Source organism: Mycobacterium sp. 852002-30065_SCH5024008, assembly GCF_001665645.1.
GTDB classification, from domain to species: domain Bacteria; phylum Actinomycetota; class Actinomycetes; order Mycobacteriales; family Mycobacteriaceae; genus Mycobacterium; species Mycobacterium paraffinicum.
This window is the reverse complement of record NZ_LZSZ01000004.1, coordinates 75,501-99,954: the sequence shown is the minus strand read 5'-3', so window position 1 is coordinate 99,954 and position 24,454 is coordinate 75,501. Positions and strand designations below refer to the sequence as shown.

Below are 24,454 nucleotides of genomic sequence, written 5' to 3'. Positions count from 1 at the left end.
CCAACTGTGGATGAAGTGGCCCGGTCTAGGGTGAAGCTCATGCGGGTAGGCGTCTTGGGAGCTAAGGGCAAAGTCGGTGCGGCGATGGTGGCGGGCGTGCAGGCCGCCCAGGACTTGACCTTGTCCGCGGAGGTGGACGCCGGTGACTCGCTGGACATGTTCACCGACTCCGGCACCGAGGTGGTCATCGACTTCACCCATCCCGACGTGGTGATGGGCAATCTAGAGTTCCTGATCGGCAACGGGATTCACGCCGTCGTCGGCACCACGGGCTTCACGCAGGAGCGCCTCGACCAAGTGCAGGCGTGGTTGGCCGACAAGCCCAACACGAGCGTCCTCATCGCCCCGAACTTCGCGATCGGCGCGGTGCTGTCGATGCACTTCGCCAAGCAGGCGGCGCGCTTCTTCGAGTCGGTGGAGGTGATCGAGCTGCACCACCCGCACAAGGCCGACGCCCCGTCGGGTACGGCCGCGCGCACGGCCAAGCTGATCGCCGAAGCGCGAAAGGGCATGCCGCCCAACCCCGATGCCACCAGCACCAGCCTGCCCGGCGCCCGCGGCGCCGACGTCGACGGCATCCCGGTGCACTCGGTGCGGCTGGCCGGGCTGGTCGCCCACCAGGAGATCTTGTTCGGCACCGAGGGGGAGACGCTCACCATCCGCCACGACAGCTTGGACCGCACCTCGTTCGTGCCGGGCGTGTTGTTGGCGGTGCGGCGCGTCCAGGAACGGCGCGGCCTCACCGTGGGCCTCGAGCCCCTGCTCGACCTGCACTGAACCTGCGATGAACACCGCCCTGCGCACCCAGTTCCTCATCGCGTTCCTCTGCGTGGCGATGCTGGTTTACTTCGTGCTGCTGGGGCGGATGGCCGTCGCGATGATCGCCTCGGGCCGGGCGGCCGCCGTGGGCCTGGGCCTGGCGGTGCTGATCATGCCCCTGATCGGGCTGTGGGCCATGGTGGCGACCCTGCGGTCCGGGTTCGCCCACCAGAAGCTGGCCCAGTTAATCGCGGCCGACGGCATGGAGCTCGACACCAGCGCGCTGCCGCGACGGGCGTCGGGCCGCATCGAGCGGGACGCCGCCGACGCGCTGTTCGCCTCGGTGCGCACCGAAGTCGAAGACCACCCCGACGACTGGCGGCGCTGGTACCGGCTGGCCCGCGCCTACGACTATGCGGGGGACCGCAGGCGGGCGCGGGAGGCCATGAAGACGGCGCTGGAATTGCAGGGCCGCCAATGAGCAAGACGCTGCTGATCGTCCACCACACGCCGTCCCCGCATTGCCATGAGATGTTCGAGGCGGTCGTCTCGGGTGCCACCGACCCCGAGATCGAGGGCGTCGAGGTCGTCCGGCGCCCGGCGCTGACCGTGTCCCCGGCCGAGATGCTCGAGGCCGACGGCTACGTGTTGGGCAGCCCCGCGAACCTGGGCTACATGAGCGGGGCGCTCAAGCACGCCTTCGACTGCGCCTACTACCAACTGCTCGACTCGACGCGCGGGCGCCCGTTCGGCTTGTACCTGCACGGCAACGAGGGCACCGAGGGCGCCGAACGCGGCGTCATGTCGATCACCACGGGGCTCGGTTGGACGAAAGCCGCAGAGACCGTGCTGGTTTCGGGCAAGCCGGACAAGAGCGACCTACAGGCGTGCTGGGAACTCGGCGCTACGGTTGCTGCCCAGTTGATGGGATGAGCCGTCTAGGCGAAAGCCGGCTTGAATGCCTCGGCCGGCTGGGCCAGGGCCAGCGCCGAGCTGGTGCCGATCGGCCCGTGCCGGTCGAACAGGGTGGCTGCCCCGGTCGCGACGCCGGCCGTCGCGTAGTGGCTCTGGGCCGCCAGCCCCAGGTATTCACCGTCGGGCAGGCGGCTCGCGGTGACCGTGTAGTCGGCGTTGATGTAGCGCAATCCGCCGGTGCCCCAATGGGTCAGCGAACTCGTGATGTCTCCGACGAAGGCCAGGCGGGTGAACGGGGTCAGTGGGTGGCCGTGCACCATCGGGCGAAAGATCCGCGTCCAGGCGAACTTCTGGGAATGGGACTGTTCCCACTCGCCGGCCGCGATGCCCGGGCTGCCCGCGGCGGTGGCCCCGTAGCCCCAGATCAGGAACGGCATGTCGGTAGGGGAGCCCTCGGAATCGGCCGGAAGCGGCGGCATTTGAAGGGGCGCGGACCACACCGCCCCCTCGGGATGATCCCCTCGGCGCAGGAACAGCGCGCTGGCCCGCGCGACGGTGTTGCCGTTCTGCACCAGCGCCCCGTCGACGAGCTTGATCCGCCGGCCTTCCCGTTGCACCGAGGTCCGAATCTGCACCGGCTCGGGCAACGCCGGACGCAACAGGTCGACCGTGAGGCGGGCCGGCTGGAAGTCGGGTTCGATGCCGGATTGCTCTATGCCCCAACCGAGCAGGCCGCCGACGATCTGGCCGCCCATCGCCGCACCCCACGGCCCTCCGGTCAACCGGCCGGGCAGGTAGCAGTCGCCGTCGACAGTGAAGAACGCCTCGGGCATGATGGCGGGATCGTCGATCGTCACCGCTATCACGATAGGACACCGGATAGTAAGGAACGGGCATGCCTGCAGTGATCGAAATTTCCCGTGAAAACAACCCGTTCCCCACGACCGGCGTGACCCGCGACGCCGACGGCGTCCCGCACTACGACGATCTACCCGCCACGCTGCTGGACATGCTGGCCGAACAGGTCGACCGGCGCCCGGACAGCGAGGCGCTGGTCGAACTCGGTGCCGGTCGGCTGACCTACCGCCAGCTGTGGGACCGCGCCGCGCGCGTCGCCGGTGGGCTGCGCGCCGCCGGGCTGCGGCCCGGTGACCGCGTCGCGGTGCGATACCCGGCCGGCGTCGACTGGGTGCTGGCGTTCTGGGGCACCGTGATGGCGGGTGGCGTTGCGGTGGCGGTCAATACGCGCTCGGCGCAACCGGAAGTCGAGTTCGTCCTCTCCGACTCCGGGGCGACACTGGACCTGGCGGCGGACACGCCGCTGCCCGACGGCCAGCCCTACGTGACCGAGCGACTCGGCCCCGCCGACGTGGCCGCGCTGTTCTACACCTCGGGCACCACCGGCCACCCCAAAGGCGTGCCGACCACTCACGAGGCCTTCCTGACCAACACCGAGAACGGGATCCGCTGTCTCGACCAGCCCCGAGACCTGGGCGAAGGGATGCGCACGCTCATCTCGGTGCCGCTGTTCCACGTGACCGGTTGCAACACACAGCTTTTGGCCGCCGCCCGGCTGGGCGGGGCCTCGGTGATCATGCCCGCCCTCAACCTGGACGCCTTGATCGCCACCCTGGGCGCCGAGCGCATCTCCGTCATGGTCACCGTTCCGGCGGTCTACGCATTGATGCTGCGGCAGAATGCCTTTGCCGACGCCGACGTTTCCAGCGTCCGCTGGGTGGGTTACGGGGGCGCCCCGATCGCCCCGTCGTTGGTGCGGGCGGTGCAGAACGCCTTCCCGCAGGCCACGGTCTTCAACGGCTACGGCATGACCGAGACCTCGTCGCTGATGACGGTGCTGCCCAGCCGGGATGCCGTCGAGCACGCCGACTCGGTCGGCTACGCGGTCCCTTCCGTCGACCTCGGCCTGATTCCGTTTGGCGGCGACGAGCCAGGCGTCGGTGAGTTGGTGGTGCGCGGGGCCAACGTGACCGCCGGGTACTGGAACAGGCCGGAAGCGACCGCGGCCACCATCGTGGACGGCTGGCTGCACACCGGCGACGTGGTGCGGGTCGACGACGTGGGCCGGGTGCACATCGTCGACCGGCTCAAGGACATCATCAACCGCGGCGGTGAGAACGTCTCCAGCGTCGAGGTGGAAGCCGTGCTGCTGGCGGCGCCCCAGGTGCAGGACGCGTGCGTGCTGGCGGTTCCCGACGACGTCATGGGCGAGAAGGTGGGCGCGGTGTTGTTCGGCGGTGCGGACGGGATCGACGTGCCGGCGGTGCTCGACCACTGTCGCGAGCAGCTCGCCGACTTCAAGGTGCCGCAATACGTCACGGTGGTCGACAGCGCGCTGCCGCGCAACGCCGGCGGCAAGCTGCTCAAGGGCAAACTCCGTGAACAGGTGCAGTGGGGAGAGCCGCTGCGATGAGCGCGACCGTACTGGTGGCAAACCGGGGCGAGATCGCGCTCCGAATCATTCGCACGGCAGTCGAATTGGGCATGCGAACGGTCGCGGTCTACGCCGAAGACGATGCCGAAAGCCCGCACGTGCATGCCGCCGACGAAGCGATCGGCCTTCCCGGCGCCGGCCCGCGAGCCTACTTGGACCAGCCCGCCATCCTGGCCGCGGCCAAGAGCTGCGGCGCGGAGCTGATCCACCCCGGTTACGGATTCCTCAGTGAGAACGCCGAATTCGCCCGCACCTGCGCCGGCGCCGGCTACGCGTTCGTGGGACCGGACGCCGACGCGCTCGAACTGGTCGGCAACAAGTCCGCCGCCCGCGGCGCCGCCACCGCCGCCGGGGTGCCGGTGTTGCCCGCGACCGACGGGCCGAGCAGCGTCGCCGAGATGGAGGCGTTCTTCGAGGCCCAGGGCGGCGCCATCATGATCAAGGCGCTTGCCGGCGGCGGTGGGCGGGGAATGCGCACCGTGCGCAGCGCCGACCAGATCGGCAGCGCCTACCAACAGTGCGCCGGGGAGGCGCAACTGGGCTTCGGCGACCCGGCGCTGTTCGCCGAGGCGCTGCTCGACGGCGCGCGGCACATCGAGGTCCAGGTCGTCGCCGCGCCGGCGGGGCACCAAACCCGCGCGCTTGCGCTCGGCGACCGTGACTGCAGCATCCAGCGGCGTTACCAGAAGCTCGTCGAAATGGCGCCCGCCCAAGGGCTTTCCGACATATTGCGGCGTGACTTGCACCAGGCCGCGGTCCGGCTGTGCGCACGGGTCGGGCTGCGGGGGCTGGCGACCGTCGAATTCCTGCTCGCCGGTGAGGAATTCGTGTTCCTCGAAGTCAACCCGAGAATCCAGGTGGAGCACACGGTCACCGAGGAGACGACCGGATTCGACCTGGTGGCCGTCCAGCTGGCCATCGCCGGGGGCGCCTCCTACTACCAGCTCGGGCTGCCGGCCGGGATCGCCTCCGACGGCAACGAAATCATCGGGGAGCCCGCGGCGCATCGGGGCATCGCCATCCAGGCCCGGGTCAACATGGAGACTTTCGCCCCCGACCTCTCCGTTGTGCCCGCGGCCGGCACGCTCACCGCGTTCTCGCCGCCGAGCGGGCCGGGGATCCGCGTCGACACCTACGGCAGGACCGGCCTGGTCGTCAACCCGCAATACGACTCACTGCTGGCGAAGGTGGTGGCCCATGTGCACGGGTCGTCGCCGCAGGCGGCGTTGCGGAAGGCCCGAACCGCGCTCGCCGAGTTCGGCATCGAGGGGGTCCGCACCAACATCGACTTCCTCAACGAGCTGTTGAATGACCCCGCCGTTCAATCCGGTTGCGTGAGCACCGGTTTCGTCGACGAGAAGTTACCCGAGCTGGTGGCGGCGGCCTCGTCGCACCAGCACGACGTCCGCGCGGCTTCGGTCGAGCTCTATCCCGGCGAGGACGTGCTGCGCGCCCAGCTGGCCGGCACGGTGGTCGAGCTGGTGCCCGAAGGCGCGGAACACCCGGCGGGCAGCCAGCTCGTCGTCCTCGAAGCGATGAAGATGCAGCATGTGCTCGTCGCGCCGGACGCGCTGCGGACCGTGCGCAATCTGGTGACGCCCGGGCAGGTCGTCGGAACCGGTGACCCGTTGCTCGTGTTCGCTCGCACCGATGCCGGCGTACGGGGCGACTCATCCACGGCCGCAACGGATCTCGACCGTCCGCGCGCCGACCTCGACGAGGTGCGCAGGCGGCATCTGTTCACCCTCGACGAGGGCCGCGAGGCCGCGGTCGCCAAGCGGCACAAGCAAGGCCGTCGCACTGCGCGGGAGAACATCGCCGATCTGGTCGACCCCGGCAGCTTCGTCGAATACGGCGCGCTGGCCATCGCGGCGCAGCGCAGCCGGCGCTCGGAAGACGACCTCATCGCCAACACGCCGGCCGACGGCCTGGTCGCCGGCCTGGCCACCATCGGCGCGGACCGTTTCGGGCGAGCGGCGGCCGAGGCCGTCGTGGTCTCCTACGACTACACCGTGCTGGCGGGCACGCAAGGCATGCGCAACCATGCCAAGACCGACCGTGCGTTCGACCTGGCCGCCCGGAAACGGCTGCCGGTGGTGCTGTTCGCCGAGGGCGGCGGCGGCCGGCCGGGGGACACCGACGTCGGCGGCGCCGCCGGTCTGGACGTCCCTACCTTCCGGATGCTGGCCGCGCTGAGCGGCCGGGTGCCGCTGGTATCGATCGTCTCGGGCCGGTGCTTCGCCGGGAATGCCGCGCTGGCCGGCGTGTGCGACGTCATCATCGCGACCCCGGACGCCAACATCGGGATGGGCGGGCCGGCCATGATCGAGGGCGGCGGCCTGGGGGTGTACCCGCCGGAGGCGATCGGGCCGATCGGCGTGCAGCGGCGCAACGGCGTGGTCAGCCTGGTCGCCCGCGACGAGGCGCACGCGGTGTCGCTGGCCAAGCAGTACCTGTCGTATTTCCAAGGCGCCAAAGATGATTGGGCGGCACCGGATCCGCGGCTGGCCCGGTATGTGGTGCCGCAGAACCGGTTACGCGCCTATGACGTGCACCGGGCGATCGGGGCGATCGTGGACACCGGCTCCGTGCTGGAACTGCGGCCGGACTACGGCGTCGGCATCGTCACGGCGCTGGTCCGCGTCGAAGGTACGGCGTACGGGCTGATTGCCAACAGCACGCATCACCTCGGCGGCGCCATCGACGCGGAGGCGGCCGACAAGGCCGGCGACTTCCTCGCGCTGTGTGAATCGTTTCGGCTGCCGGTGATTTCGCTGTGCGACACCCCGGGCTTCATGGTCGGGCCCGACGCGGAAAAGGATGCGGCGGTCCGGCGGTTCGGGCGGATGTTCGTGCTGGGCGCGCGCTTGACCGTGCCGGTCGGAATGATCATTTTGCGAAAGGGATACGGGCTCGGGGCGATGGCGATGGCCGGCGGTTCCTTTCGCGCCCCGCAGTTCACCGTCGCCTGGCCGACCGGGGAGATCGGCGGGATGGGACTCGAGGGGGCCGTGCGCCTCGGGTTCAGCAAGGAGCTGGCGGCCGAGGGTGACCCCGTCAAGCGCCAAGAGTTATTCGACAAGCTGGTGGCGGCGGCCTACGAGCACGGCAAGGCGCTGCGGGCGGCCACCACCTTCGAACTCGACGACGTCATCGACCCCGCGGAGTCCCGGGCCTGGATCGCCAGGCTCCGGGAGCCGCGAGGACCGACTGATCAGGCGTGACCGGAACCGCAGCCGACGCCGGGCAGGCAGCCCTGGCCGCCCGGAATTCCGCCCGGTCCGGCGTTTTGGCCGCCGGAGCCGCAGCCGACGCCCGGGAGGCAGCCCTGGCCGCCTGGACCGCCGCCCGGGCCGGTGTTCTGGCCGCCCGAACCGCAGTTGCCGTTGGCGTCACAGCCCCCGCCGTTCGGGTCGTCCTTGAACACCAGGTGCGTGGGTGCCGCGGACTGCGCAGGTGCGAAAGCCAGGGAATCGGTTACGGCGATCGGGGTAACCGCGATCGCGGCGGCCGCAGCCCCGCCCACCACCAGTTTTTTCGTGAAGGTTAATTTCGTGGTCATGCGGGTCGCATACCACGCTGACGCACGTGTAAACACATCCATATAGCGAACGGTAAACCGTTGGCTGTCGCGACGGAAGGCATATCTCGATGACTTCACTGGATCTGACCGGCCGAACCGCGATCGTCACCGGCGCATCGCGCGGGATCGGGCTCGCGATCGCCCAACAGCTCGCGGCCGCCGGGGCCAACGTGGTGCTCACCGCCCGCAAGCAGGAGGCCGCCGACGAGGCCGCGGCACAGGTAGACGGCAACGCGCTGGGCGTCGGCGCGCACGCCGTCGACGAGGACGCCGCCCGGCGCTGCGTGGACCTCACGCTGGAGCGTTTCGGCAGCGTGGACATCCTGATCAACAACGCAGGCACCAACCCGGCGTACGGCCCGCTGATCGACCAGGACCACGCCCGCTTCACCAAGATCTTCGACGTCAACCTCTGGGCCCCGCTGCTGTGGACCTCGCTCGTCGTCAAGTCGTGGATGGGGGAGCACGGCGGCGCGATCGTCAACACCGCCTCCATCGGCGGCCTGCACCAATCGCCGGCCATGGGCATGTACAACGCCACCAAGGCCGCGCTGATCCACGTCACCAAGCAGCTGGCGCTGGAACTGTCGCCCCGCGTCCGCGTCAACGCGATCGCCCCGGGGGTGGTGCGCACCCGGTTGGCCGAGGCGCTGTGGAAGGACCACGAGGATCCGCTCGCGTCCTCGATCGCTCTGGGACGCATCGGTGAGCCCATCGACGTGGCCGCCGCCGTGGCATTCCTGGTCTCCGACGCGGCGAGCTGGATCACCGGCGAGACGATGGTGATCGACGGCGGCCTGCTGCTCGGTGCCGCACAGGGCTTTCAGGCTCGATCGCAGGACTAGCCATGAGCTCCGATGACCTGGCGACTGACCTGAAGGCGCGGGTGCAGGCGCTGCTGGACGGGCATGACCCGGCCACCACCGATCCGCGCGAATTCCTTGGCGCGCAGTACGACGCGGGCCTGGCCTGGGTGCACCTGCCGCACGGCTTCGGCGGGCTGGACCTGCCGCGAAAGGCCCAGGAACTCGTCGACGCCCAGCTGGCGGGCGCCGGCGCGCCGGTGGGCGGCACCGTACAGAACTTCATCGGGATGGGCATGGCGGCGCCCACCATCGCGGCGTTCGGGACCGACGAGCAGAAACGAAAGTTCCTGCGCCCCTTGTTCACCGGTGAGCAAGTGTATTGCCAGTTGTTCAGCGAACCCGGCGCGGGCTCGGACCTGGCCGGGTTGGCCACCCGGGCGGTCCGCGACGGTGACGACTGGATTGTCAACGGGCAGAAGGTGTGGACGTCGATGGCGCAGCACGCGCAGATGGCCATCCTGGTTGCCCGCACCGACCCGACGGTGCCCAAACACTCTGGCCTGACGTACTTCCTGTGCGACATGACGCAGCCCGGTGTCGAGGTGCGCCCGCTGCGCCAGATAACCGGCGAGGCGGAGTTCAACGAGGTGTTCCTCACCGACGTGCGGGTGCCCGACGAGAACCGGCTCGGCCCGGTCGGCGGCGGCTGGCGGGTCGCGACCACCACGCTCAACAACGAGCGCGTCGCGATCGGTACCCGCGCCGGAACGCCGCGCGAGGGCGGGATCATCGGGAAGGTCACCAAGGCGTGGCGGGATGACCCCGGCGTGCGCAATCCCGCGATGCACGACGAGCTGATGAAGTTGTGGGTCGACGCGGAAGTCCTTCGCCTGGCCGGCGAGCGGCTCCGGCAGCAGGCGCAGGTGGGCCAGCCCGGACCGGAAGGCGCCGGCATGAAGGTTGCCTTCGCCAAGCTGGCGCAGTCCATTTCGGGCTTCGACATCGAGCTGCACGCCGAGGCGGGGCTGCAGTACGACGACTGGACCATGCGCAGGACCGAAGTCGTGGATCTGGTCGGGCGCGAGCCCGGATACCGCTATCTGCGGGCTCGCGGCAACTCGATCGAGGGCGGCACCTCGGAGATCCTGCGCAACACCATCTCTGAGCGCATTCTCGGCCTGCCGGGCGAGCACCGCGTCGACAGGGACGTCGCGTGGAAGGACCTGGATCGGTGAGTGACCTGCTCTACTCGGACACCGAGGAGGCCCTGCGCGACAGCGTTCGGCATCTGTTCGCCGACCGCTGCCCGCCCGAATCGGTGGCCCGCGCCTATGACCCCGAACCGCAAGACTTCTCAAGCCTCTGGCGGGCACTGGCCGTCGAGCTCGGGGTGGCCGGCCTGCTGGTCCCGGAGTCGCTTGGCGGGGCCGGGGCGGGTGCCCGCGAGGCCGCGGTCGTCATGGAGGAGATCGGCCGGGCCGTCGCGCCGGTGCCGTTCTTGTCGAGCGCGGTGTTGGCCACCGTTGCGCTGTTGCATGCCGGCGATACCGAGACCGTGTCCGCCCTGGCCCAGGGCGAGCTGACCGCGGCGTTGGTAGTGCCGCTCTCGACAGCACCCGGGGATCCGCCCGGGGCGGTGACCGGCGGCGCAGACGGGCTGAGCGGATCGGTCACCAGCGTCGCCGGTGCCGCGCAGGCCGACGTGCTGGTGGTGCCGGTTGCCGGTCCGGACGGACACGAGCTGCACACCGTCTCGCGCACCGCGGCCGGTGTGGAGGTGTCGCCACTGCTGGCGCTGGACATGACGAGACCCCTTGCGGATGTGCGCTTTTCGGCGGTCGCCTCGTCACGCGTCGGGCCGGCCGACGGCGCGGTCACCGAGGCGCTGCGCACGGGGGCGGCCCTGCTCGCGTCCGAACAGCTCGGCATCGCCCAATGGTGTTTCCAGACCACGCTGGAATATGCCAAGCAGCGCAAGCAGTTCGGCCGCGCGATCGGCTCGTACCAGGCGATCAAACACCGGTTGGCCGATCTGTGGTTCGAAGTCAGCGCCGCGACGGCGGCGGCCCGCTACGCCGCCGACACGTGTGCCCGCGGCGACGAAGACGCGGCCCTCGCGGCCGCCGTCGCCCAGGCGTATTGCAGCGGCGTCGCCGTGCACGCGGCCGAGGAGTGTGTGCAGCTGCACGGCGGCATCGGCATGACGTGGGAGTATCCCGCGCACCTTTATCTCAAGCGCGCCAAGAGCGACCAGTTGATCTTCGGCACCGCCTACCGTCACCGCGCCCGGCTGGCCGAATTGGTGGGCCTGCCCCCGAACTAGTTGGGCTCGGATTGATTTTTTCCCCGCGGCGCGCCGCGGAGGGCAAACTTCGTTATTTTGCCGCGGTATTCGCGGCGTCATGGGAATCGCCTTCCGGGTTGACGCAGGCCACGGGCCGCCGTTTCATGCGAAGGTGTCGGTCCGCGGTGGGCGACGAGGTGGCCGACCGCACGCCGGAGGTGAAGAACGTCGGAATGCGTGTGTTGCTGTCCACCCACGATTCGCGCGGGGCGGTCGAACCGCTTGCGGCGCTCGGGGTTCAGTTGCGGGCGCTCGGCGCGGAGGTTCGGGTGTGCGCGCCGCCGGACCAGGAATTCGGGGAATTGCTGGCCGGTATCGGCCTGCCGCTGGTGCCATTCGGCGATTCGTGGCGCGCGATGGCGGCCGGCCTCACACCGTCCGAGGACGACCTCCGCCGGCACTTGGACGCGCTGGTGGCCGCCCAATTCGACACGGTGGCCGCCGCGGCCGACGGATGTGACCTGCTGGTGGCCACCGGCTTCCCGCCGGTCGCGGCGGGCGCGCGGTCGGTGGCCGAGCGCCTGGGCATTCCCTACGTCTATGTGAGCTACCAACCGACGATCCTGCCGTCGCCGCACCACCTGCCCCCGACGTATGCCGGCCAGTTTCCGCCGGGAGTGATCGACAACCGGGTGCTGTGGTGGATGGACGCCCAGCACATGGACACGCTGTTCGGCGCGACGCTCAACGACCACCGTGCCTCGCTGGGCCTGCCGCCGGTGGACGACATCCGCGACTACGCCCTCACCGAGGGTCCATGGCTGGCGGCGGACCCCACGCTGGGACCGTGGCCGGAACGAAGCGGGCTCGACGTGGTCCAGACCGGGGCGTGGCTGCTGCCCGACGAACGTCCCCTCCCCGCCGACGTGGCGGAGTTCCTCGACGCCGGCCCGGCGCCGGTGTACGTGGGCTTCGGCAGCATGCCGATGCGCGCCGCGACCGACCTTTCCCGGGCGGTCGTCGAGGCCGTCCGCGCCCATGGCCGCCGGGCGATTCTCTACCGAGGCTGGGCCGGCCTGGCCCCGATAGACGACCGCGACGACTGCCTCGCCGTCGGTGAGCTCAACCACCGGGCGCTCTTCGCCCGCGTCGCCGCAGTCGTGCACCACGGCGGCGCGGGCACCACGACCACCGCCGCGCGGGCCGGTGCGCCGCAGGTGGTGCTGCCGCAGGGGGCCGATCAGCCGTATTGGGCCGGTCGGGTGGCGGACCTGGGCATCGGTGTCGCGCACGACGGTCCGGCGCCTACCGCCGAGTCGCTGTCGGCCGCGCTCGAGACGGCCCTGTCGCCGGATATCCGTGCGCGGGCGAGTGCCGTGGCCGCCACGATCCGCACCGACGGCGCGGCGGTGGCCGCGACGCTGCTGCTGGACGGGTTAGCGCGGTAACGCGGAAGCGAAGACCTCGGTCATCGCCTGCCAGTGCCGCTCCGCCGCGGCGGGGTCATACGGCGCGTTGTCCGGAACCGCGAACCCGTGGGCCGCCGGATACCACTCGATCGTGTGCTGCACGCCGGCTGCGGTCAGCGCCTTGTCGAGCTGCTCGGCGTGGTCGTGGGTGAAGGACGCGTCATCTTTGGCGCCACCCACATACACCGTCGCGCGCATCCGATCGGCCAGCAGATGCGGGCTGTCCGCCGTGTCGGTCACCAGGCCGCCGCCGTGGAAGGACGCCGCAGCGGCCACGCGCTCGGGCACCCGGCCGGCGACCACCAAGGACGTGCGGCCGCCCATGCAATATCCACACACGCCGAAGCGCTCCCCGGACACCTCCGGCCGGGCCGACAGGTAGTCGAAGAAGGCGACGGCGTCGCTGGCCATCTTGTCCGGGGTGATGCTGCCGATCATCCCGAACAGCCGCTTGCGTTCCTTCTCGTCGGCGAACACGGTGGCCATGTCGAACGGAGCCCACTCGCCGCTGCGGTAGTACACGTCGGGAAGAAGCACGACGTAGCCGTATCCGGCCAATTTGGCCGCCATTTGTTCGAAGGTGTCGCGAAATCCGCCGGCGTCGGGGTACATGACCACGCCGGGCCACGGAACTTGGGATTCCGGACCATCGGGGGTGAACAAGTGGACGGTGCAGATCCCGTCAGCGGTGGCGATGGTGTCGATGATGTTCGGCATGGGACCCGTTCTACTCCTGGCCCTGGGAGCTAAGCTGGCCGCGTGCCGATCCCGACGCCCTACGAGGACCTGTTGCGCCTGGTGCTCGAGCGGGGCACGGCCAAAGCCGACCGCACCGGCACCGGGACCCGCAGCCTGTTCGGCCAGCAGTTGCGCTACGACCTGTCGGCCGGCTTCCCGCTGCTCACCACCAAGAAGGTGCATCTGAAGTCGGTCATCTACGAGTTGCTGTGGTTCCTGCGCGGCGATTCGAATGTCGCCTGGCTGCACGAGCACGGCGTCACTATCTGGGACGAATGGGCAAGCGAGACAGGCGATCTCGGGCCGATATATGGCGTGCAGTGGCGGTCCTGGCCGACGCCGACGGGTGAGCACGTCGACCAGATCACCGCGGCGCTGGACTTGCTGCGCACCGACCCGAACTCGCGGCGCATCATCGTCTCGGCGTGGAACGTGGGGGAGATCCCGCAGATGGCGCTGCCGCCGTGCCACGCGTTCTTCCAGTTCTACGTGGCCGACGGTCGGCTCAGCTGCCAGCTGTATCAGCGCAGCGCCGACCTCTTCCTCGGTGTGCCGTTCAACATAGCCAGCTACGCGCTGCTCACCCACATGATGGCCGCCCAGGCCAACCTGTCGGTCGGTGAGTTCGTCTGGACGGGCGGCGACTGCCACATTTACGACAATCACGTCGAGCAGGTGCGCACCCAGCTCAGCCGCGAGCCGCGGCCGTACCCGGAACTTGTACTGGGACACCGGGATTCGATCTTCGACTACACCTACGACGACGTCGTCGTGAAGAACTACGACCCGCACCCCGCGATCAAAGCCCCCGTCGCTGTATGACCGACCTCGGCCTGGTGTGGGCTCAGTCGACGTCGGGCATCATCGGCCGTGGTGGCGACATCCCGTGGCGAGTCCCCGAGGACCTGGCCCGCTTCAAAGAGCTGACCATCGGGCACACCGTGATCATGGGCCGGCGCACGTGGGAGTCGCTGCCTGCCAAGGTCCGGCCGCTGCCCGGTCGCAGGAATGTCGTACTCTCGCGGCGGAGGGACTTCGTGGCCGACGGCGCGGAGGTCGTCGGGTCGCTCGAGGCGGCTCTTGCCGGTTCCGAGACCGAGCCCGAGACGTGGGCGATCGGTGGCGAGCAGGTCTATCTGCTCGCGCTGCCCCACGCCACGCGGTGTGAGGTCACCGAGGTCGAAGTCGACCTGCGGCGCGACGACGACGACGCGCTGGCGCCTGTGCTCGACGACGCCTGGCTGGGTGAGACGGGGGAGTGGCAGGTCAGTCGCACGGGGCTGCGGTACCGGCTGCACAGCTACCGTCGGGCATAGGCGTTGGTCTCCGCGCCCGTGACATACTCGGACGCGGGGGTCGGTCTCTCCGCGTCACCACACGTTGCCAGGAGGGGGAATTGGCAGTGATAACCGAACCCACGAAAGCGTTCACTCGCATGTTCAGGGGCTACGACCCGGCCGCGGTCGATGCCCACATCGAGATGTTGACCACCAAACAGCAGTTGCTGCTCGACGATGTCGAGAGCCTGAGGTCCCGGCTGAAGGAAGCCGGCGACCAAACGGCCGCACTGCGCAAGGAGGTCGCCGTCCTCACCGACACCTCACCCTCACCCCACGCGGTGCAGCGCCGGATGGCGAAGATGCTGCAACGCGCGGTCGAGGAGGTTTCCGAGATGCAGGCTGAGGCGCGGAGCGAGGCGGACGCGCTGATCGCAGCGACCGAGGCCGAGGTCGAGGCCGCGCAGCGAAAGCACGAAGAGGAGTTGGCGGCGATGGCCGAGCAGCGAAAAGCCATGGAAACCGATTACGAGGAAGCCAAGAAGCAGCTCGAAGCCGAATTGGCCGGGATGCGCGCCGAGACCGAAGCGGCGATCGACAAGGCGTGGCGCGACGCCCAGCGCGAGGCCGATCACTATCGCGAGCAGGCCCGGCGTGCGGCGGACGAGGCGATCAAGCAACGGGTCAACGTCCTCGAGCAGCTGATGGGCGTGTACCGCGACCTCGAAGCGGTCCCGGCCGCTCTCGAGTCGGCCTACCAGGAGCAGAAGAGCGCGCCGGAGCCGAGCGTCGTGGTGCCGCTGGACGGGAAAGTCAGCACGGGCTAGCCGCGTCGCCGCGGGGCGCTGTCGCACCCGAGCGGTATTCTCGGCGCCGTGTCGATCCGGACCCCCAGGCTGTCGGCCGCGCAAGCCCGACGGATCGCCGTTGCGGCCCAAGGCTTTAGCGAGCCACGGCCCGCCGGTCCGATCACTCGCGCCCATCTGAAGCGGCTGATATCGAGAATCCAAGTGCTGCAACTGGATTCGGTTTCGGTCGCGGTGCGTGCCCACTACGCGCCGGTGTTCAGCCGGCTCGGCCCCTACGACCGCGACGTGTTGGACCGCGCCGCCTGGGGCCCGCGCGCGTCGCGGCTGCTGGCCGAGTACTGGGCGCACGAGGCCGCGCTGATGGCCGTCGACGACTGGCCGCTGCTGCGCTGGCGGATGCGCCAGTACCGGCACGGCCGCTGGGGCGTGCACATCGTCAAGGCCAATCCCCAGCTCGCCGACAAGATCGTCGCCGCCGTCGCCGAGCTCGGGCCCAGCACCGCCGGACAGATCGAGGCCCATCTCGAGGCCGAACCGCGCGGGCCCAGAGGAAGCTGGTGGGGCAGCCGCAGCGACACCAAGTGGGTCGCCGAGGCGCTTTTCGCGGCCGGCGTGCTCACGACGGCAACCCGGGTGGGCTTCGCACGGCACTACGACCTGGTGGAACGGGTGCTGCCGGCGGGCGTGCTGGCGCGCGACGTCGACGACGAGGAGGCCGTCCGGGAACTCACGCTGCGGGCGGCCACCGCGCTCGGCGTGGGCACCGAGGCCGACATCCGCGACTACTTCCGGCTGTCGGCCCAGCAGGTCAAGCCGGCGGTCGCCGACCTGGTGGCCGCGGGTGAGATCGAGCGGGTCGACGTCGAAGGCTGGCCCGCGCCGGCCTATCTGCGCACCGGGCGCGCGGTGCCGCGCGCCGACCGGGGCACCGCGCTGTTGTGTCCGTTCGACCCGTTGATCTTCTTTCGGCCCCGGGTTGAGCGGCTGTTCGGATTTCACTACCGCATCGAGATCTACACCCCGGCCCATAAGCGCCAGTACGGCTACTACGTGTGGCCGCTGCTGATGGACGGGCAGCTGGTGGCGCGGGTCGACCTCAAGGCCGATCGGGCCGCCGACACGCTGCGCGTCGTGGGCGCGTTCGGTGAACCCGACGTGCCGCGACCGCGCGTCGTCGAGGCGCTGGCCGGCGAATTGCAGTCGATGGCGTCGTGGCTGGAACTTGGCGGGTTCAGCGTCGCCACCCGGGGCGACCTGGCCGCCGATCTGCGGGTGGCCGGCTGATGCGGGCAACGGACAAAGAGCTCAAAGACACGCTGTGGAAGGCGGCCAACAAACTGCGCGGCTCCCTATCCGCCGGCCAGTACAAGGACGTCGTCCTCGGGCTGGTGTTCCTCAAGCATGCCTTCGATGCGCAGTGGAAGTTGTTGGTGCACAACGCGGAATCGCCCGACATCGGCCGGCTCGTCGACGAGGCGATGGAGGCCGCGGCGCTGCCGCGGCTGTACGAAAACCACCTCGACCCGCGCCGCCTCGGTGAACTGCTGGGCCTGTTGGACACCGCGCGATTCGGTGAGCGTGGCCACGCCCGGGACGTGCTGGGCGAGGTGTACGAGTACTTTCTGGGCAATTTCGCGCGCGCGGAAGGGCGCCGTGGCGGCGAATTCTTCACCCCACCCAGCGTGGTCCGCGTGATCGTCGAGGTTCTGGAACCCTCAAGCGGGCGGGTGTATGACCCGTGCTGCGGCTCGGGCGGGATGTTCGTGCAGACCGAGCGGTTCATCGCCGAACACGACGGTGACCCCGCCGGAATCACGATCTGCGGACAGGAAAGCGTCGAGCAGACCTGGCGGATGGCGAAGATGAACCTCGCCGTGCACGGCATCGACAACTCCGGGCTGGGTGCGCGGTGGGGTGACACGTTCCGCGACGACCAGCACGCCGGCGTGCAGATGGATTACGTGATGGCCAATCCGCCCTTCAACATCAAGGATTGGGCCCGCGACGAGCGCGACCCGCGGTGGCGCTTCGGTGTCCCGCCAGCCGGCAACGCCAACTACGCGTGGATTCAGCACGTCCTGTCCAAACTGGCCCCGGGTGGGAAGGCCGGCGTCGTCATGGCCAACGGTTCGATGTCGTCGAACGTGGCCGGGGAAGGGGAGATTCGCGCGCGGATCGTCGACGCCGACCTGGTGTCGTGCATGGTCGCTCTGCCCGGGCAGCTGTTCCGCAGCACGTCGATTCCGGTGTGCCTGTGGTTCTTCGACACCGACAAGGGCAAGCGGTCCGGGCAGGTGCTGTTCATCGACGCCCGCGGGCTCGGCTACCTGGTGGACCGCACCGAGCGGGCGCTGACGCACCAGGAGGTCGTCCGCATCGGCGACACCTATCACGCGTGGCGCGGATCGGAATCGGCTGCCACGAAATGCCTTACTTACCAAGATGTTCCGGGGTTCTGCGGTTCCGCGTCGCTCGACGACATCGCCGCGGCAGGCTACCCGCTTACGCCGGGACGCTATGTCGGGGCGCCCGCCCCCCAGGGCGACGGCGAGCCGGTAGAGCAGAAGATCGCTCGGCTGACCGGCGACCTGCTCGCCGCACTCGACGAATCCGCACGCCTGGAAAGCGTTGTACGCCAACAATTGGAGCGCCTGGGTGACCACCACACTGGGTGACCACTTGGCGTTCAGCACCGGCGGCGGCGCGCCGCTGCCGGCGCCGGGCGGCTGCTTCCGCGTCTACGGCGCCAACGGGGCCATCGGTTACACGGCCGAACACAACGCGGCCGGCCCGCTGATCGTCCTCGGGCGCGTCGGGGCGCAGTGCGGCAGCCTGCGGTACTGCGACTCCGACGTCTGGGTCACCGAGAACGCACTGGTATGCCGGGCCAACGACCCACGCGAGACGCGGTATTGGTACTACGCGTTGCACACCTGCCGGCTGGGCGATCACCGCTCCGGATCGGGGCAGCCGCTGCTGAGCCAGCGCATCCTGCGTGACGTCGCGGTGCGCAGCGTGGGCGCGCCGCAGCGCCAGGCGATCGCCGAACTGCTCGGCTCCCTCGACGACAAAGTGTCCGCCAACGAACGGGTGATCGAGACCGCCGAGAACGTGATGGTCGCCATCGCGGAGTCGGCCCGCGAACGCGTGCCGCTGTCCAGCCTGGCGTGCCGGTCGGCGGCGTTCCTCAACGTGACCGAGTTCGACGACGTGGTCGCGCACTTCAGCCTTCCGGCCTTCGATGACGGGGCGCAGCCCCGCGCCGTGGGCGCCGAGTCCATCAGGAGCGGCAAGTTCCTGCTGTCGGAGCCGTGCGTGTTGTTCGCGAAGCTCAATCCCCGGATTCCGCGAATCTGGAACGTGGTGAGCCTGCCGCCGCGGATGGCCGTGGCCAGCAGCGAGTTCGTCGTCCTGAAGCCGAGCGGCGTCGACGCCTCGGCCCTGTGGTCGGCCGTTCGGCAACCCGACGTCTCCGAACGGCTGCAACGCCGGGTGGCCGGGACTTCGGGGAGCCATCAGCGGATCCAGCCGCGCGATCTGTTGGACGTCATGGTCCCGGACGTCCGGCGCCTGCCGACCGCGGCCCTGCAAACGATCACCGACCTGGGGGCGCTGTGCCACGCACGTCGCACCGAGAGCGCGCGGCTGTCCGCCGTCCGCGACGCGCTGCTGCCCCCGCTGATATCGGGTGAGCTCCGGGTACGGCCGCCACGTTAAGGTGAGCGCCGTGGCCGAGACCGCGCCGCTACGCGTGCAACTGATCGCCAAGACCGAGTTCCTGGCGCCGCCGGACGTGCCGTGGACCACCGACGCCGACGGTGGCGCGGCGCTGGTTGAGTTCGCCGGCCGGGCCTGCTATCAGAGCTGGTCGAAACCCAATCCCAAGACCGCGACCAACGCCGGCTACATCAAGCACATCATCGACGTCGGGCACTTTTCGGTGCTCGAACACGCCAGCGTGTCGTTCTACATCACCGGCATTTCGCGATCGCTCACGCACGAGCTGATCCGGCACCGGCATTTCTCCTACTCGCAGCTGTCGCAGCGCTACGTGCCGGAGGGCGACTCGCGAGTCGTCGTACCCCCGGGCATGGAGGACGACCCCGAACTGCGCCGGATCCTGACCGAGGCGGCCGACGCCAGCCGGGCCACCTACGCCGATTTGCTGGCCAAGCTCGAGGCGAAATTCGCCGACCAACCCAACGCCATCTTGCGCCGCAAGCAGGCGCGCCAGGCCGCGCGGGCGGTGCTGCCGAACGCGACCGAGACCCGCATCGTCGTCACGGGCAACTACCGGGCCTGGCGGCACTTCATCGCCATGCGCGCCAGCGAGCACGCCGACGTGGAGATCCGGCGGCTGGCCATCGAGTGCCTGCGCCAGCTCGCCGACGCCGTGCCCGCGGTGTTCGCCGACTTCGAGGTCTCGACGCTGGCCGACGGGACCGAGGTAGCCACCAGCCCGCTGGCGACCGAAGCCTGACTTTCCAGTCGGCACTGCAGTCACCCCGCCGGGCTCCTGAGGCTGACCGCCCCCGCCGCCCGGGCAACGCACGTCCGCGCCGTTGCCAAATACCTTGCCGCCGCCAGGTAACCTAAGGACCGTGAGCACCGTCGGATTCGACGCCCCGGCCCGGTTGGGAACCGTGCTGACCGCGATGGTGACACCGTTCGCTCCCGACGACTCCCTCGATACCGGCGCCGCGGCACAGCTGGCGAGCCACCTGGTGGACGCGGGGTGTGACGGCCTGGTGGTCTCCGGCACCACCGGCGAGTCGCCGACCACCACCGACGACGAGAAGCGAGAGTTGCTCCGCGTCGTGCTGGAGGCGGTGGGCGACCGCGCCCGGGTGATCGCCGGCGCGGGCACCTATGACACCGCTCACAGCGTCCGGCTGGCCAAGGCCTGCGCGGCCGAGGGCGCCCACGGATTGCTGGTGGTCACGCCCTACTACTCGAAGCCGCCGCAGAGCGGGCTCATCGCGCACTTCACCGCCGTCGCCGACGCCACCGAACTGCCGGTGCTGCTCTACGACATCCCGCCGCGCTCGGTGATCCCGATCGAGACCGAGACCATCCGTGCGCTGGCCGCCCATCCGAACATCGTGGGAATCAAGGACGCCAAAGCCGACCTGCACAGCGGCGGCCAGATCATCGCCGAGACCGGGCTGGCCTACTACTCCGGCGACGACGCGCTGAACCTGCCGTGGCTGGCCATGGGCGCCACCGGCTTCATTAGCGTGATCTCTCATGTGGCCGCGGGTCAGCTCCGAGAAATGTTGTCCGCCTTCGCTTCCGGCGACATCGCCACCGCGCGGAAGATCAACGTCTCCGTCGCCCCGCTGTGCAACGCGATGAGCCGGCTGGGCGGCGTGACGATGTCCAAGGCGGGGCTGCGCCTGCAGGGCATCGAAGTTGGCGATCCCCGGCTGCCGCAAATGCCGGCGTCGCCCGAGCAAATTGACGCGCTGGCCGCCGATATGCGCGCGGCGTCGGTGCTCCGGTGAGCCAAAGGGTGGCCCGTAAGTGGATGTAGACCTCGCCCCTCCTGGTCCCTTGGCCGCTGGTGGGTTGCGGGTCACCGCGCTGGGCGGCATCAGCGAAATCGGCCGGAACATGACGGTTTTCGAGCATCTCGGCCGGTTGCTGATCATCGACTGCGGGGTGATGTTTCCCACCCATGACGAGCCCGGGGTGGACCTGATCCTTCCGGACCTGCGCCACATCTCGGACCGGCTCGACGACATCGAGGCGCTGGTGCTGACCCACGCGCACGAGGACCACATCGGCGGCATCCCGTTCCTGCTCAAGCTGCGCCCGGACATCCCGGTCGTCGGATCGAAGTTCACCCTGGCGCTGGTCGCCGCGAAATGCCGTGAGCACCGGCTCAAGCCGGTGTTCATCGAGGTCAGCGAACGCCAGCGGAGCACCCACGGCGTCTTCGAGTGCGAATACTTCGCCGTCAACCACTCGATCCCGGATGCGCTGGCGATCGCCGTGCACACCGGCGCGGGAACCGTCTTGCACACCGGCGACATCAAGCTCGACCAGCTTCCCCTCGACGGCCGGCCCACCGATCTGCCCGGCATGTCCCGCCTCGGCGACGCCGGTGTGGACCTGTTCTTGTGCGACTCGACCAACTCCGGGATCCCCGGCGTCGGGCCGTCGGAGAGCGAAGTGGGACCGACGCTGCACCGCCTGATCCGGGGCGCCGAGGGTCGGGTGATCGTCGCCTGCTTCGCCTCCAACGTCGACCGGGTGCAGCAGATCAGCGATGCCGCGGTCGCGTTGGGCCGGCGGGTGTCGTTCGTCGGGCGGTCCATGGTGCGCAACATGGGCATCGCCCGCGAGCTGGGGTTCCTGCGGGTGGCCGATTCCGACGTGATCGACATCGGCGCCGCCGAGATGATGCCGCCCGAGCGCGTGGTGCTGATCACCACCGGCACCCAGGGCGAGCCCATGTCGGCGCTGTCGCGGATGTCACGCGGCGAGCATCGCAGCATCACGCTCACCGCGGGCGACCTGATCGTGCTGGCGTCGTCGCTGATCCCCGGCAACGAGGAGGCGGTCTACGGCGTGATCGACGCGCTCGCCAAGATCGGGGCCCGCGTCGTCACGAACGCCCAAGCCCGCGTGCATGTTTCGGGCCACGCGTACGCCGGCGAGCTGTTGTTCCTCTACAACGGCGTGCGGCCGCGCAATGTCATGCCGGTGCACGGCACCTGGCGGATGCTGCGCGCCAACGCCAAGCTGGCGGCCAGCACCGGGGTGCCGGAGGAATCGATCCTGTTGGCCGAGAACGGCGTCAGCGTCGACCTGGTCGCCGGCACGGCGTCGATCGCCGGGGCGGTACCGGTCGGCAAGATGTTCGTCGACGGGCTTATCAGCGGCGACGTCGGCGATATCACGCTGGGGGAACGGCTCATCCTGTCGTCGGGCTTCGTCGCGGTGACCGTCGTCGTCCAGCGCGGCACCGGGCGCCCCGTGGCCGCGCCGCACTTGCATTCGCGCGGGTTCTCCGAAGACCCCAAGGCGCTGGAGCCCGCCGGGCGCCGGGTCGAGGCGGAGCTGGAACTGCTTGCCGCGGACAACATCACCGATCCGGGCCGCATCGCCCAGGCCGTGCGCCGCACCGTCGGCAAGTGGGTGGGCGAGGTGTACCGCCGGCAGCCGATGATCGTGCCGACGGTCATCGAGGTCTAGTGGCGATCGCGAGCGCGGCGAAGCCGGGCGAGGCGGGTCGCGACGATCGGACCTACAGCTTTTCCGCGTAGGCCGACCATTCCAGTTGCGACGCCTTCAACTTGCGACCCGTGGGTTCCACGTACCGCTCGAGGAGTTCGTCCGGGCCGGCCTGCTCCAGCAGCCGCCAACCGTATTCACCGACGAACTCGCCGACCTCCTCGGGCTGTAAGCCGAAGTGCCACAACTGCCTCCGCTGGCGGACGCTGCGATAGAGCGTGCGAGTGCCGTACCGATTCGTACCGTCGATGAAATCCCGCCGGACGTAGGTGAATACCAAACGGCTGCCCGGCGCGGCCGCGCGCAACCCGTCCAGCGTCCGGCGAACGGTGGCTTCGGTCAGGTACTGGGTGACTCCCTCGCAGATGAAGAAGGCCCGGTAATCGGTGCGGTAGCCGTGCTCGGCCAGGGCGGTCAGCAAGTCGTCGCGCTCCAGGTCCAACGCCACCTGCCGCACCGACATCGGCGGCCCGCCGAGCACCCGCCGGACCGTCTTCACCTTCCTGGCGACGTTGACCGGCAGGTCGACCTCGAAGACGGGGACGCGGACTTGGCGCGTCAACAGGTAGGCGCGGGTGTCCAACCCGGCACCGAGGATGACGACCGCGTCGACGCCCTCGAGCGCCTCGGCCAGCTTGTCGCCGATGAAACGCTTGCGGCAGGCCATGTTCGCCCATAGGCCGCGGCCGGTCCACTCCGATCCGCGGATCATCAAGCGGCGCACGGGGGCCACACGGGTGGCCGCGACAAGCCAGCGCAGTGGCGCCGGCAGAAACAGTTCCGCGAGGTCGTCGTCCACCAGGCGGCGGCCCGGTGGCTCGTTCTGTTCGACGGCAGCCAACACCATCGGGCCGAAAGCGGTCTGCGCGGCGGGATTCCGTGCCATTCGACTACTTGTTCAGGAAGCCCGCATCGACCGGCAACGTCACGCCGGTGATGTAGCGGGCCTGGTCGCTCACCAGCCACGCCACCGCGTTGGCGACGTCCTCGACGTCCAGCACCTCCACCGGCATGGCATTGCCCATGGCGCCCGGTGTGTCGGTCGCGGCGGCCATCTTGGCCAGCCATTCCCGGGTGAACTCGTTGTTGATCATCGGGGTCTCGACACCGGACGGGTGGATCGAGTTGACCCGAATATACTGTGTGGCAAGCAGATTCGCATATACCCGCATCAGCCCCACCACGCCGTGCTTGGCGGCGGCATAGCCGACGGAACCGGCGTCCGGGCTGCCGACGCCGGCCAGTCCGGCGCTCGAGCTGATCAGCACGATCGAGCCTCCGGTGCCCTGCTTGACCATGGTCGGGATGGACACCTTGATGGTGTTGTAGACGCCGGTGAGGTTGACGTCGATGACGTCGCGCCAGCCGTCGTCGCCGGACTGCATCGGTGCGATACCGGCGTTGGCCACGACGATGTCGAGCCGGCCGAACTCGTCCAGGCCCGCCTGTAGCGCGGCCGACAGCGAGGCCCGGTCACGGACGTCGCCACGGGCGGCCACGATCCGGGCGCCGGTGTCCTCGACCAGCTTGACGGTTTGCGCCAGGTCGTCCTCGGTGGCCAGGGGATACGGCACGCTGGCGATCTGGTCGCACAAGTCGACCGCGATGATGCTCGCGCCGTCGGCGGCGAGCCGCACCGCGTGTGCACGTCCCTGGCCGCGCGCCGCGCCGGTGATGAAGGCGATCTTGCCTTCGAGGGGCCGCGTCATCAGGACCGGAGCTGACCCTTGTCCGGGTCGCCGGCGGGAACCGGCTGCAGCATCTTGATGTCCGGCGCCCCGGCGAGGTGGTCGCCGGCCGCGGTGAACATCTTGGTGACGGCGGGAGCGGTGCTGTGGGCCTTGAGCGCCTCGGGATCGGCCCACTGCTCGACGAAGACGAAGGTCTCGCCCGATTGGTGCAATGAGTACAACTGGCAGCCGGGTTCGTTGTGCACTTCCTCCACAGCCTGCGTAAGGATGTCGCGGACCGCGTCGACCGATTCGGGTTTGACGGTCATGGTGGCAACGACGACGACGGGCATGCTGGGGCCTCCTGGGGCTACGGGGTGGGTGACGCGCATGACTTCTGTTATCTAAATCACCGGTTGTCACCCTACTCACGCGGCCTGACGGCCCATCCGT

At 69.5% G+C, this 24,454-nt stretch carries 24 protein-coding genes; 18 read left to right on the top strand and 6 right to left on the bottom strand.

Features of this window, described 5'->3' with window-relative positions:
* The first annotated feature begins 39 nt into the window (after window positions 1-39).
* From dapB to A5781_RS00565, 3 genes are read left to right on the top strand one after another with little or no spacing between them, the layout of a single operon-like run.
* Entirely contained in the window at window positions 40-777 is a 738-nt protein-coding gene (gene dapB / locus A5781_RS00575) for a 4-hydroxy-tetrahydrodipicolinate reductase (protein ID WP_067199660.1), read from the top strand.
* Between the two features lie 7 nt (window positions 778-784).
* Window positions 785-1,240 carry a hypothetical protein gene (locus A5781_RS00570; RefSeq protein ID WP_067199463.1) on the top strand — a complete coding sequence of 152 codons (456 nt, stop codon included), beginning with the start codon at window positions 785-787 and terminating at the stop codon, window positions 1,238-1,240.
* Complete coding sequence (locus A5781_RS00565) at window positions 1,237-1,692, top strand: flavodoxin family protein (protein WP_067199459.1); 456 nt, start codon at window positions 1,237-1,239, stop codon at window positions 1,690-1,692. Before A5781_RS00570 ends, A5781_RS00565 begins: the two co-directional genes overlap by 4 nt.
* A gap of 5 nt (window positions 1,693-1,697) precedes the next feature.
* Here A5781_RS00565 and A5781_RS00560 read toward each other — a convergent pair whose 3' ends face one another.
* Entirely contained in the window at window positions 1,698-2,531 is an 834-nt protein-coding gene (locus A5781_RS00560) for an acyl-CoA thioesterase domain-containing protein (protein WP_082939158.1), read from the bottom strand.
* 38 nt (window positions 2,532-2,569) lie between these two features.
* Between A5781_RS00560 and A5781_RS00555 the strand changes: the two genes are divergently transcribed.
* Window positions 2,570-4,105 carry a class I adenylate-forming enzyme family protein gene (locus tag A5781_RS00555; protein ID WP_197503637.1) on the top strand — a complete coding sequence of 512 codons (1,536 nt, stop codon included), beginning with the start codon at window positions 2,570-2,572 and terminating at the stop codon, window positions 4,103-4,105.
* Entirely contained in the window at window positions 4,102-7,350 is a 3,249-nt protein-coding gene (locus A5781_RS00550; RefSeq protein ID WP_067199453.1) for a carboxyl transferase domain-containing protein, read from the top strand. The genes A5781_RS00555 and A5781_RS00550 overlap by 4 nt, the downstream gene beginning before the upstream one ends.
* Here A5781_RS00550 and A5781_RS00545 read toward each other — a convergent pair.
* The gene (locus tag A5781_RS00545) at window positions 7,341-7,688 is read right to left on the bottom strand and encodes a PE-PGRS family protein (RefSeq protein ID WP_067199451.1); all 348 of its coding nucleotides are present in this window, start codon (window positions 7,686-7,688) and stop codon (window positions 7,341-7,343) included. The two genes, A5781_RS00550 and A5781_RS00545, sit on opposite strands and share 10 nt — an antisense overlap.
* 89 nt (window positions 7,689-7,777) lie before the next feature.
* Between A5781_RS00545 and A5781_RS00540 the strand changes: the two genes are divergently transcribed.
* The 4 genes from A5781_RS00540 (at window position 7,778) to A5781_RS00525 (ending at window position 12,247) form a co-directional block, all read left to right on the top strand.
* The gene (locus A5781_RS00540) at window positions 7,778-8,554 is read left to right on the top strand and encodes an SDR family oxidoreductase (protein ID WP_067199447.1); all 777 of its coding nucleotides are present in this window, start codon (window positions 7,778-7,780) and stop codon (window positions 8,552-8,554) included.
* Between the two features lie 2 nt (window positions 8,555-8,556).
* Window positions 8,557-9,750: an acyl-CoA dehydrogenase family protein gene (locus A5781_RS00535; protein WP_067199443.1), complete on the top strand. Its 1,194-nt coding sequence runs from the start codon at window positions 8,557-8,559 to the stop codon at window positions 9,748-9,750.
* Window positions 9,747-10,838, top strand: a complete 1,092-nt coding sequence (locus tag A5781_RS00530) for an acyl-CoA dehydrogenase family protein (protein WP_082939157.1) — start codon at window positions 9,747-9,749, stop codon at window positions 10,836-10,838. Before A5781_RS00535 ends, A5781_RS00530 begins: the two co-directional genes overlap by 4 nt.
* A 194-nt stretch (window positions 10,839-11,032) precedes the next feature.
* Entirely contained in the window at window positions 11,033-12,247 is a 1,215-nt protein-coding gene (locus A5781_RS00525) for a glycosyltransferase (protein WP_067199653.1), read from the top strand.
* On the opposite strand, the gene A5781_RS00520 is transcribed toward A5781_RS00525, so the two are convergent.
* Window positions 12,236-12,985 carry a dienelactone hydrolase family protein gene (locus tag A5781_RS00520; protein WP_067199436.1) on the bottom strand — a complete coding sequence of 250 codons (750 nt, stop codon included), beginning with the start codon at window positions 12,983-12,985 and terminating at the stop codon, window positions 12,236-12,238. The two genes, A5781_RS00525 and A5781_RS00520, sit on opposite strands and share 12 nt — an antisense overlap.
* Before the next feature lie 42 nt (window positions 12,986-13,027).
* Between A5781_RS00520 and A5781_RS00515 the strand changes: the two genes are divergently transcribed.
* The 9 genes from A5781_RS00515 (at window position 13,028) to A5781_RS00475 (ending at window position 22,292) form a co-directional block, all read left to right on the top strand.
* Entirely contained in the window at window positions 13,028-13,828 is an 801-nt protein-coding gene (locus A5781_RS00515; RefSeq protein WP_067199433.1) for a thymidylate synthase, read from the top strand.
* A complete protein-coding gene (locus A5781_RS00510; RefSeq protein WP_067199430.1) occupies window positions 13,825-14,322 on the top strand; it encodes a dihydrofolate reductase in 498 nt (165 codons plus the stop codon). Before A5781_RS00515 ends, A5781_RS00510 begins: the two co-directional genes overlap by 4 nt.
* 86 nt (window positions 14,323-14,408) lie before the next feature.
* Entirely contained in the window at window positions 14,409-15,110 is a 702-nt protein-coding gene (locus A5781_RS00505) for a DivIVA domain-containing protein (RefSeq protein WP_067199427.1), read from the top strand.
* Window positions 15,111-15,128: 18 nt separating this feature from the next.
* On the top strand, window positions 15,129-16,376 hold the full coding sequence (locus A5781_RS00500; protein ID WP_197503640.1) for a winged helix-turn-helix domain-containing protein: 1,248 nt from the start codon (window positions 15,129-15,131) through the stop codon (window positions 16,374-16,376).
* Window positions 16,376-17,767: an N-6 DNA methylase gene (locus tag A5781_RS00495; RefSeq protein ID WP_067199423.1), complete on the top strand. Its 1,392-nt coding sequence runs from the start codon at window positions 16,376-16,378 to the stop codon at window positions 17,765-17,767. The genes A5781_RS00500 and A5781_RS00495 overlap by 1 nt, the downstream gene beginning before the upstream one ends.
* Window positions 17,748-18,809 carry a restriction endonuclease subunit S gene (locus tag A5781_RS00490; protein WP_067199420.1) on the top strand — a complete coding sequence of 354 codons (1,062 nt, stop codon included), beginning with the start codon at window positions 17,748-17,750 and terminating at the stop codon, window positions 18,807-18,809. The genes A5781_RS00495 and A5781_RS00490 overlap by 20 nt, the downstream gene beginning before the upstream one ends.
* Window positions 18,810-18,819: 10 nt before the next feature.
* Entirely contained in the window at window positions 18,820-19,572 is a 753-nt protein-coding gene (gene thyX / locus A5781_RS00485; protein WP_067199647.1) for an FAD-dependent thymidylate synthase, read from the top strand.
* 121 nt (window positions 19,573-19,693) lie between these two features.
* Window positions 19,694-20,596: a 4-hydroxy-tetrahydrodipicolinate synthase gene (gene dapA / locus A5781_RS00480; protein WP_067199417.1), complete on the top strand. Its 903-nt coding sequence runs from the start codon at window positions 19,694-19,696 to the stop codon at window positions 20,594-20,596.
* Between the two features lie 19 nt (window positions 20,597-20,615).
* Window positions 20,616-22,292, top strand: a complete 1,677-nt coding sequence (locus tag A5781_RS00475) for a ribonuclease J (protein ID WP_067199413.1) — start codon at window positions 20,616-20,618, stop codon at window positions 22,290-22,292.
* 52 nt (window positions 22,293-22,344) lie between these two features.
* On the opposite strand, the gene A5781_RS00470 is transcribed toward A5781_RS00475, so the two are convergent.
* Genes A5781_RS00470 through A5781_RS00460 form a run of 3 tightly spaced genes read right to left on the bottom strand, consistent with a single transcriptional unit; the run spans window position 22,345 to window position 24,354 of the window.
* On the bottom strand, window positions 22,345-23,217 hold the full coding sequence (locus tag A5781_RS00470) for an SAM-dependent methyltransferase (protein WP_067199410.1): 873 nt from the start codon (window positions 23,215-23,217) through the stop codon (window positions 22,345-22,347).
* Window positions 23,218-23,221: 4 nt separating this feature from the next.
* The gene (locus tag A5781_RS00465; RefSeq protein WP_066950641.1) at window positions 23,222-24,043 is read right to left on the bottom strand and encodes a mycofactocin-coupled SDR family oxidoreductase; all 822 of its coding nucleotides are present in this window, start codon (window positions 24,041-24,043) and stop codon (window positions 23,222-23,224) included.
* Window positions 24,040-24,354 (bottom strand): putative quinol monooxygenase, encoded by a 315-nt coding sequence (locus A5781_RS00460; protein ID WP_066950438.1) that lies wholly within the window; start codon window positions 24,352-24,354, stop codon window positions 24,040-24,042. The genes A5781_RS00465 and A5781_RS00460 overlap by 4 nt, the downstream gene beginning before the upstream one ends.
* Window positions 24,355-24,454 lie beyond the last annotated feature (100 nt).

Bases quoted from the DNA above. Each gene is read 5' to 3' on its own strand.
- dapB (WP_067199660.1), top strand. From the start codon at position 40: ATGCGGGTAGGCGTCTTGGGAGCTAAGGGCAAAGTCGGTGCGGCGATG.
- A5781_RS00570 (WP_067199463.1), top strand. From the start codon at position 785: ATGAACACCGCCCTGCGCACCCAGTTCCTCATCGCGTTCCTCTGCGTG.
- A5781_RS00565 (WP_067199459.1), top strand. From the start codon at position 1,237: ATGAGCAAGACGCTGCTGATCGTCCACCACACGCCGTCCCCGCATTGC.
- A5781_RS00555 (WP_197503637.1), top strand. From the start codon at position 2,570: ATGCCTGCAGTGATCGAAATTTCCCGTGAAAACAACCCGTTCCCCACG.
- A5781_RS00550 (WP_067199453.1), top strand. From the start codon at position 4,102: ATGAGCGCGACCGTACTGGTGGCAAACCGGGGCGAGATCGCGCTCCGA.
- A5781_RS00545 (WP_067199451.1), bottom strand. From the start codon at position 7,688: ATGACCACGAAATTAACCTTCACGAAAAAACTGGTGGTGGGCGGGGCT.
- A5781_RS00540 (WP_067199447.1), top strand. From the start codon at position 7,778: ATGACTTCACTGGATCTGACCGGCCGAACCGCGATCGTCACCGGCGCA.
- A5781_RS00535 (WP_067199443.1), top strand. From the start codon at position 8,557: ATGAGCTCCGATGACCTGGCGACTGACCTGAAGGCGCGGGTGCAGGCG.
- A5781_RS00525 (WP_067199653.1), top strand. From the start codon at position 11,033: ATGCGTGTGTTGCTGTCCACCCACGATTCGCGCGGGGCGGTCGAACCG.
- A5781_RS00520 (WP_067199436.1), bottom strand. From the start codon at position 12,985: ATGCCGAACATCATCGACACCATCGCCACCGCTGACGGGATCTGCACC.
- A5781_RS00510 (WP_067199430.1), top strand. From the start codon at position 13,825: ATGACCGACCTCGGCCTGGTGTGGGCTCAGTCGACGTCGGGCATCATC.
- A5781_RS00495 (WP_067199423.1), top strand. From the start codon at position 16,376: ATGCGGGCAACGGACAAAGAGCTCAAAGACACGCTGTGGAAGGCGGCC.
- A5781_RS00470 (WP_067199410.1), bottom strand. From the start codon at position 23,217: ATGGCACGGAATCCCGCCGCGCAGACCGCTTTCGGCCCGATGGTGTTG.
- A5781_RS00460 (WP_066950438.1), bottom strand. From the start codon at position 24,354: ATGCCCGTCGTCGTCGTTGCCACCATGACCGTCAAACCCGAATCGGTC.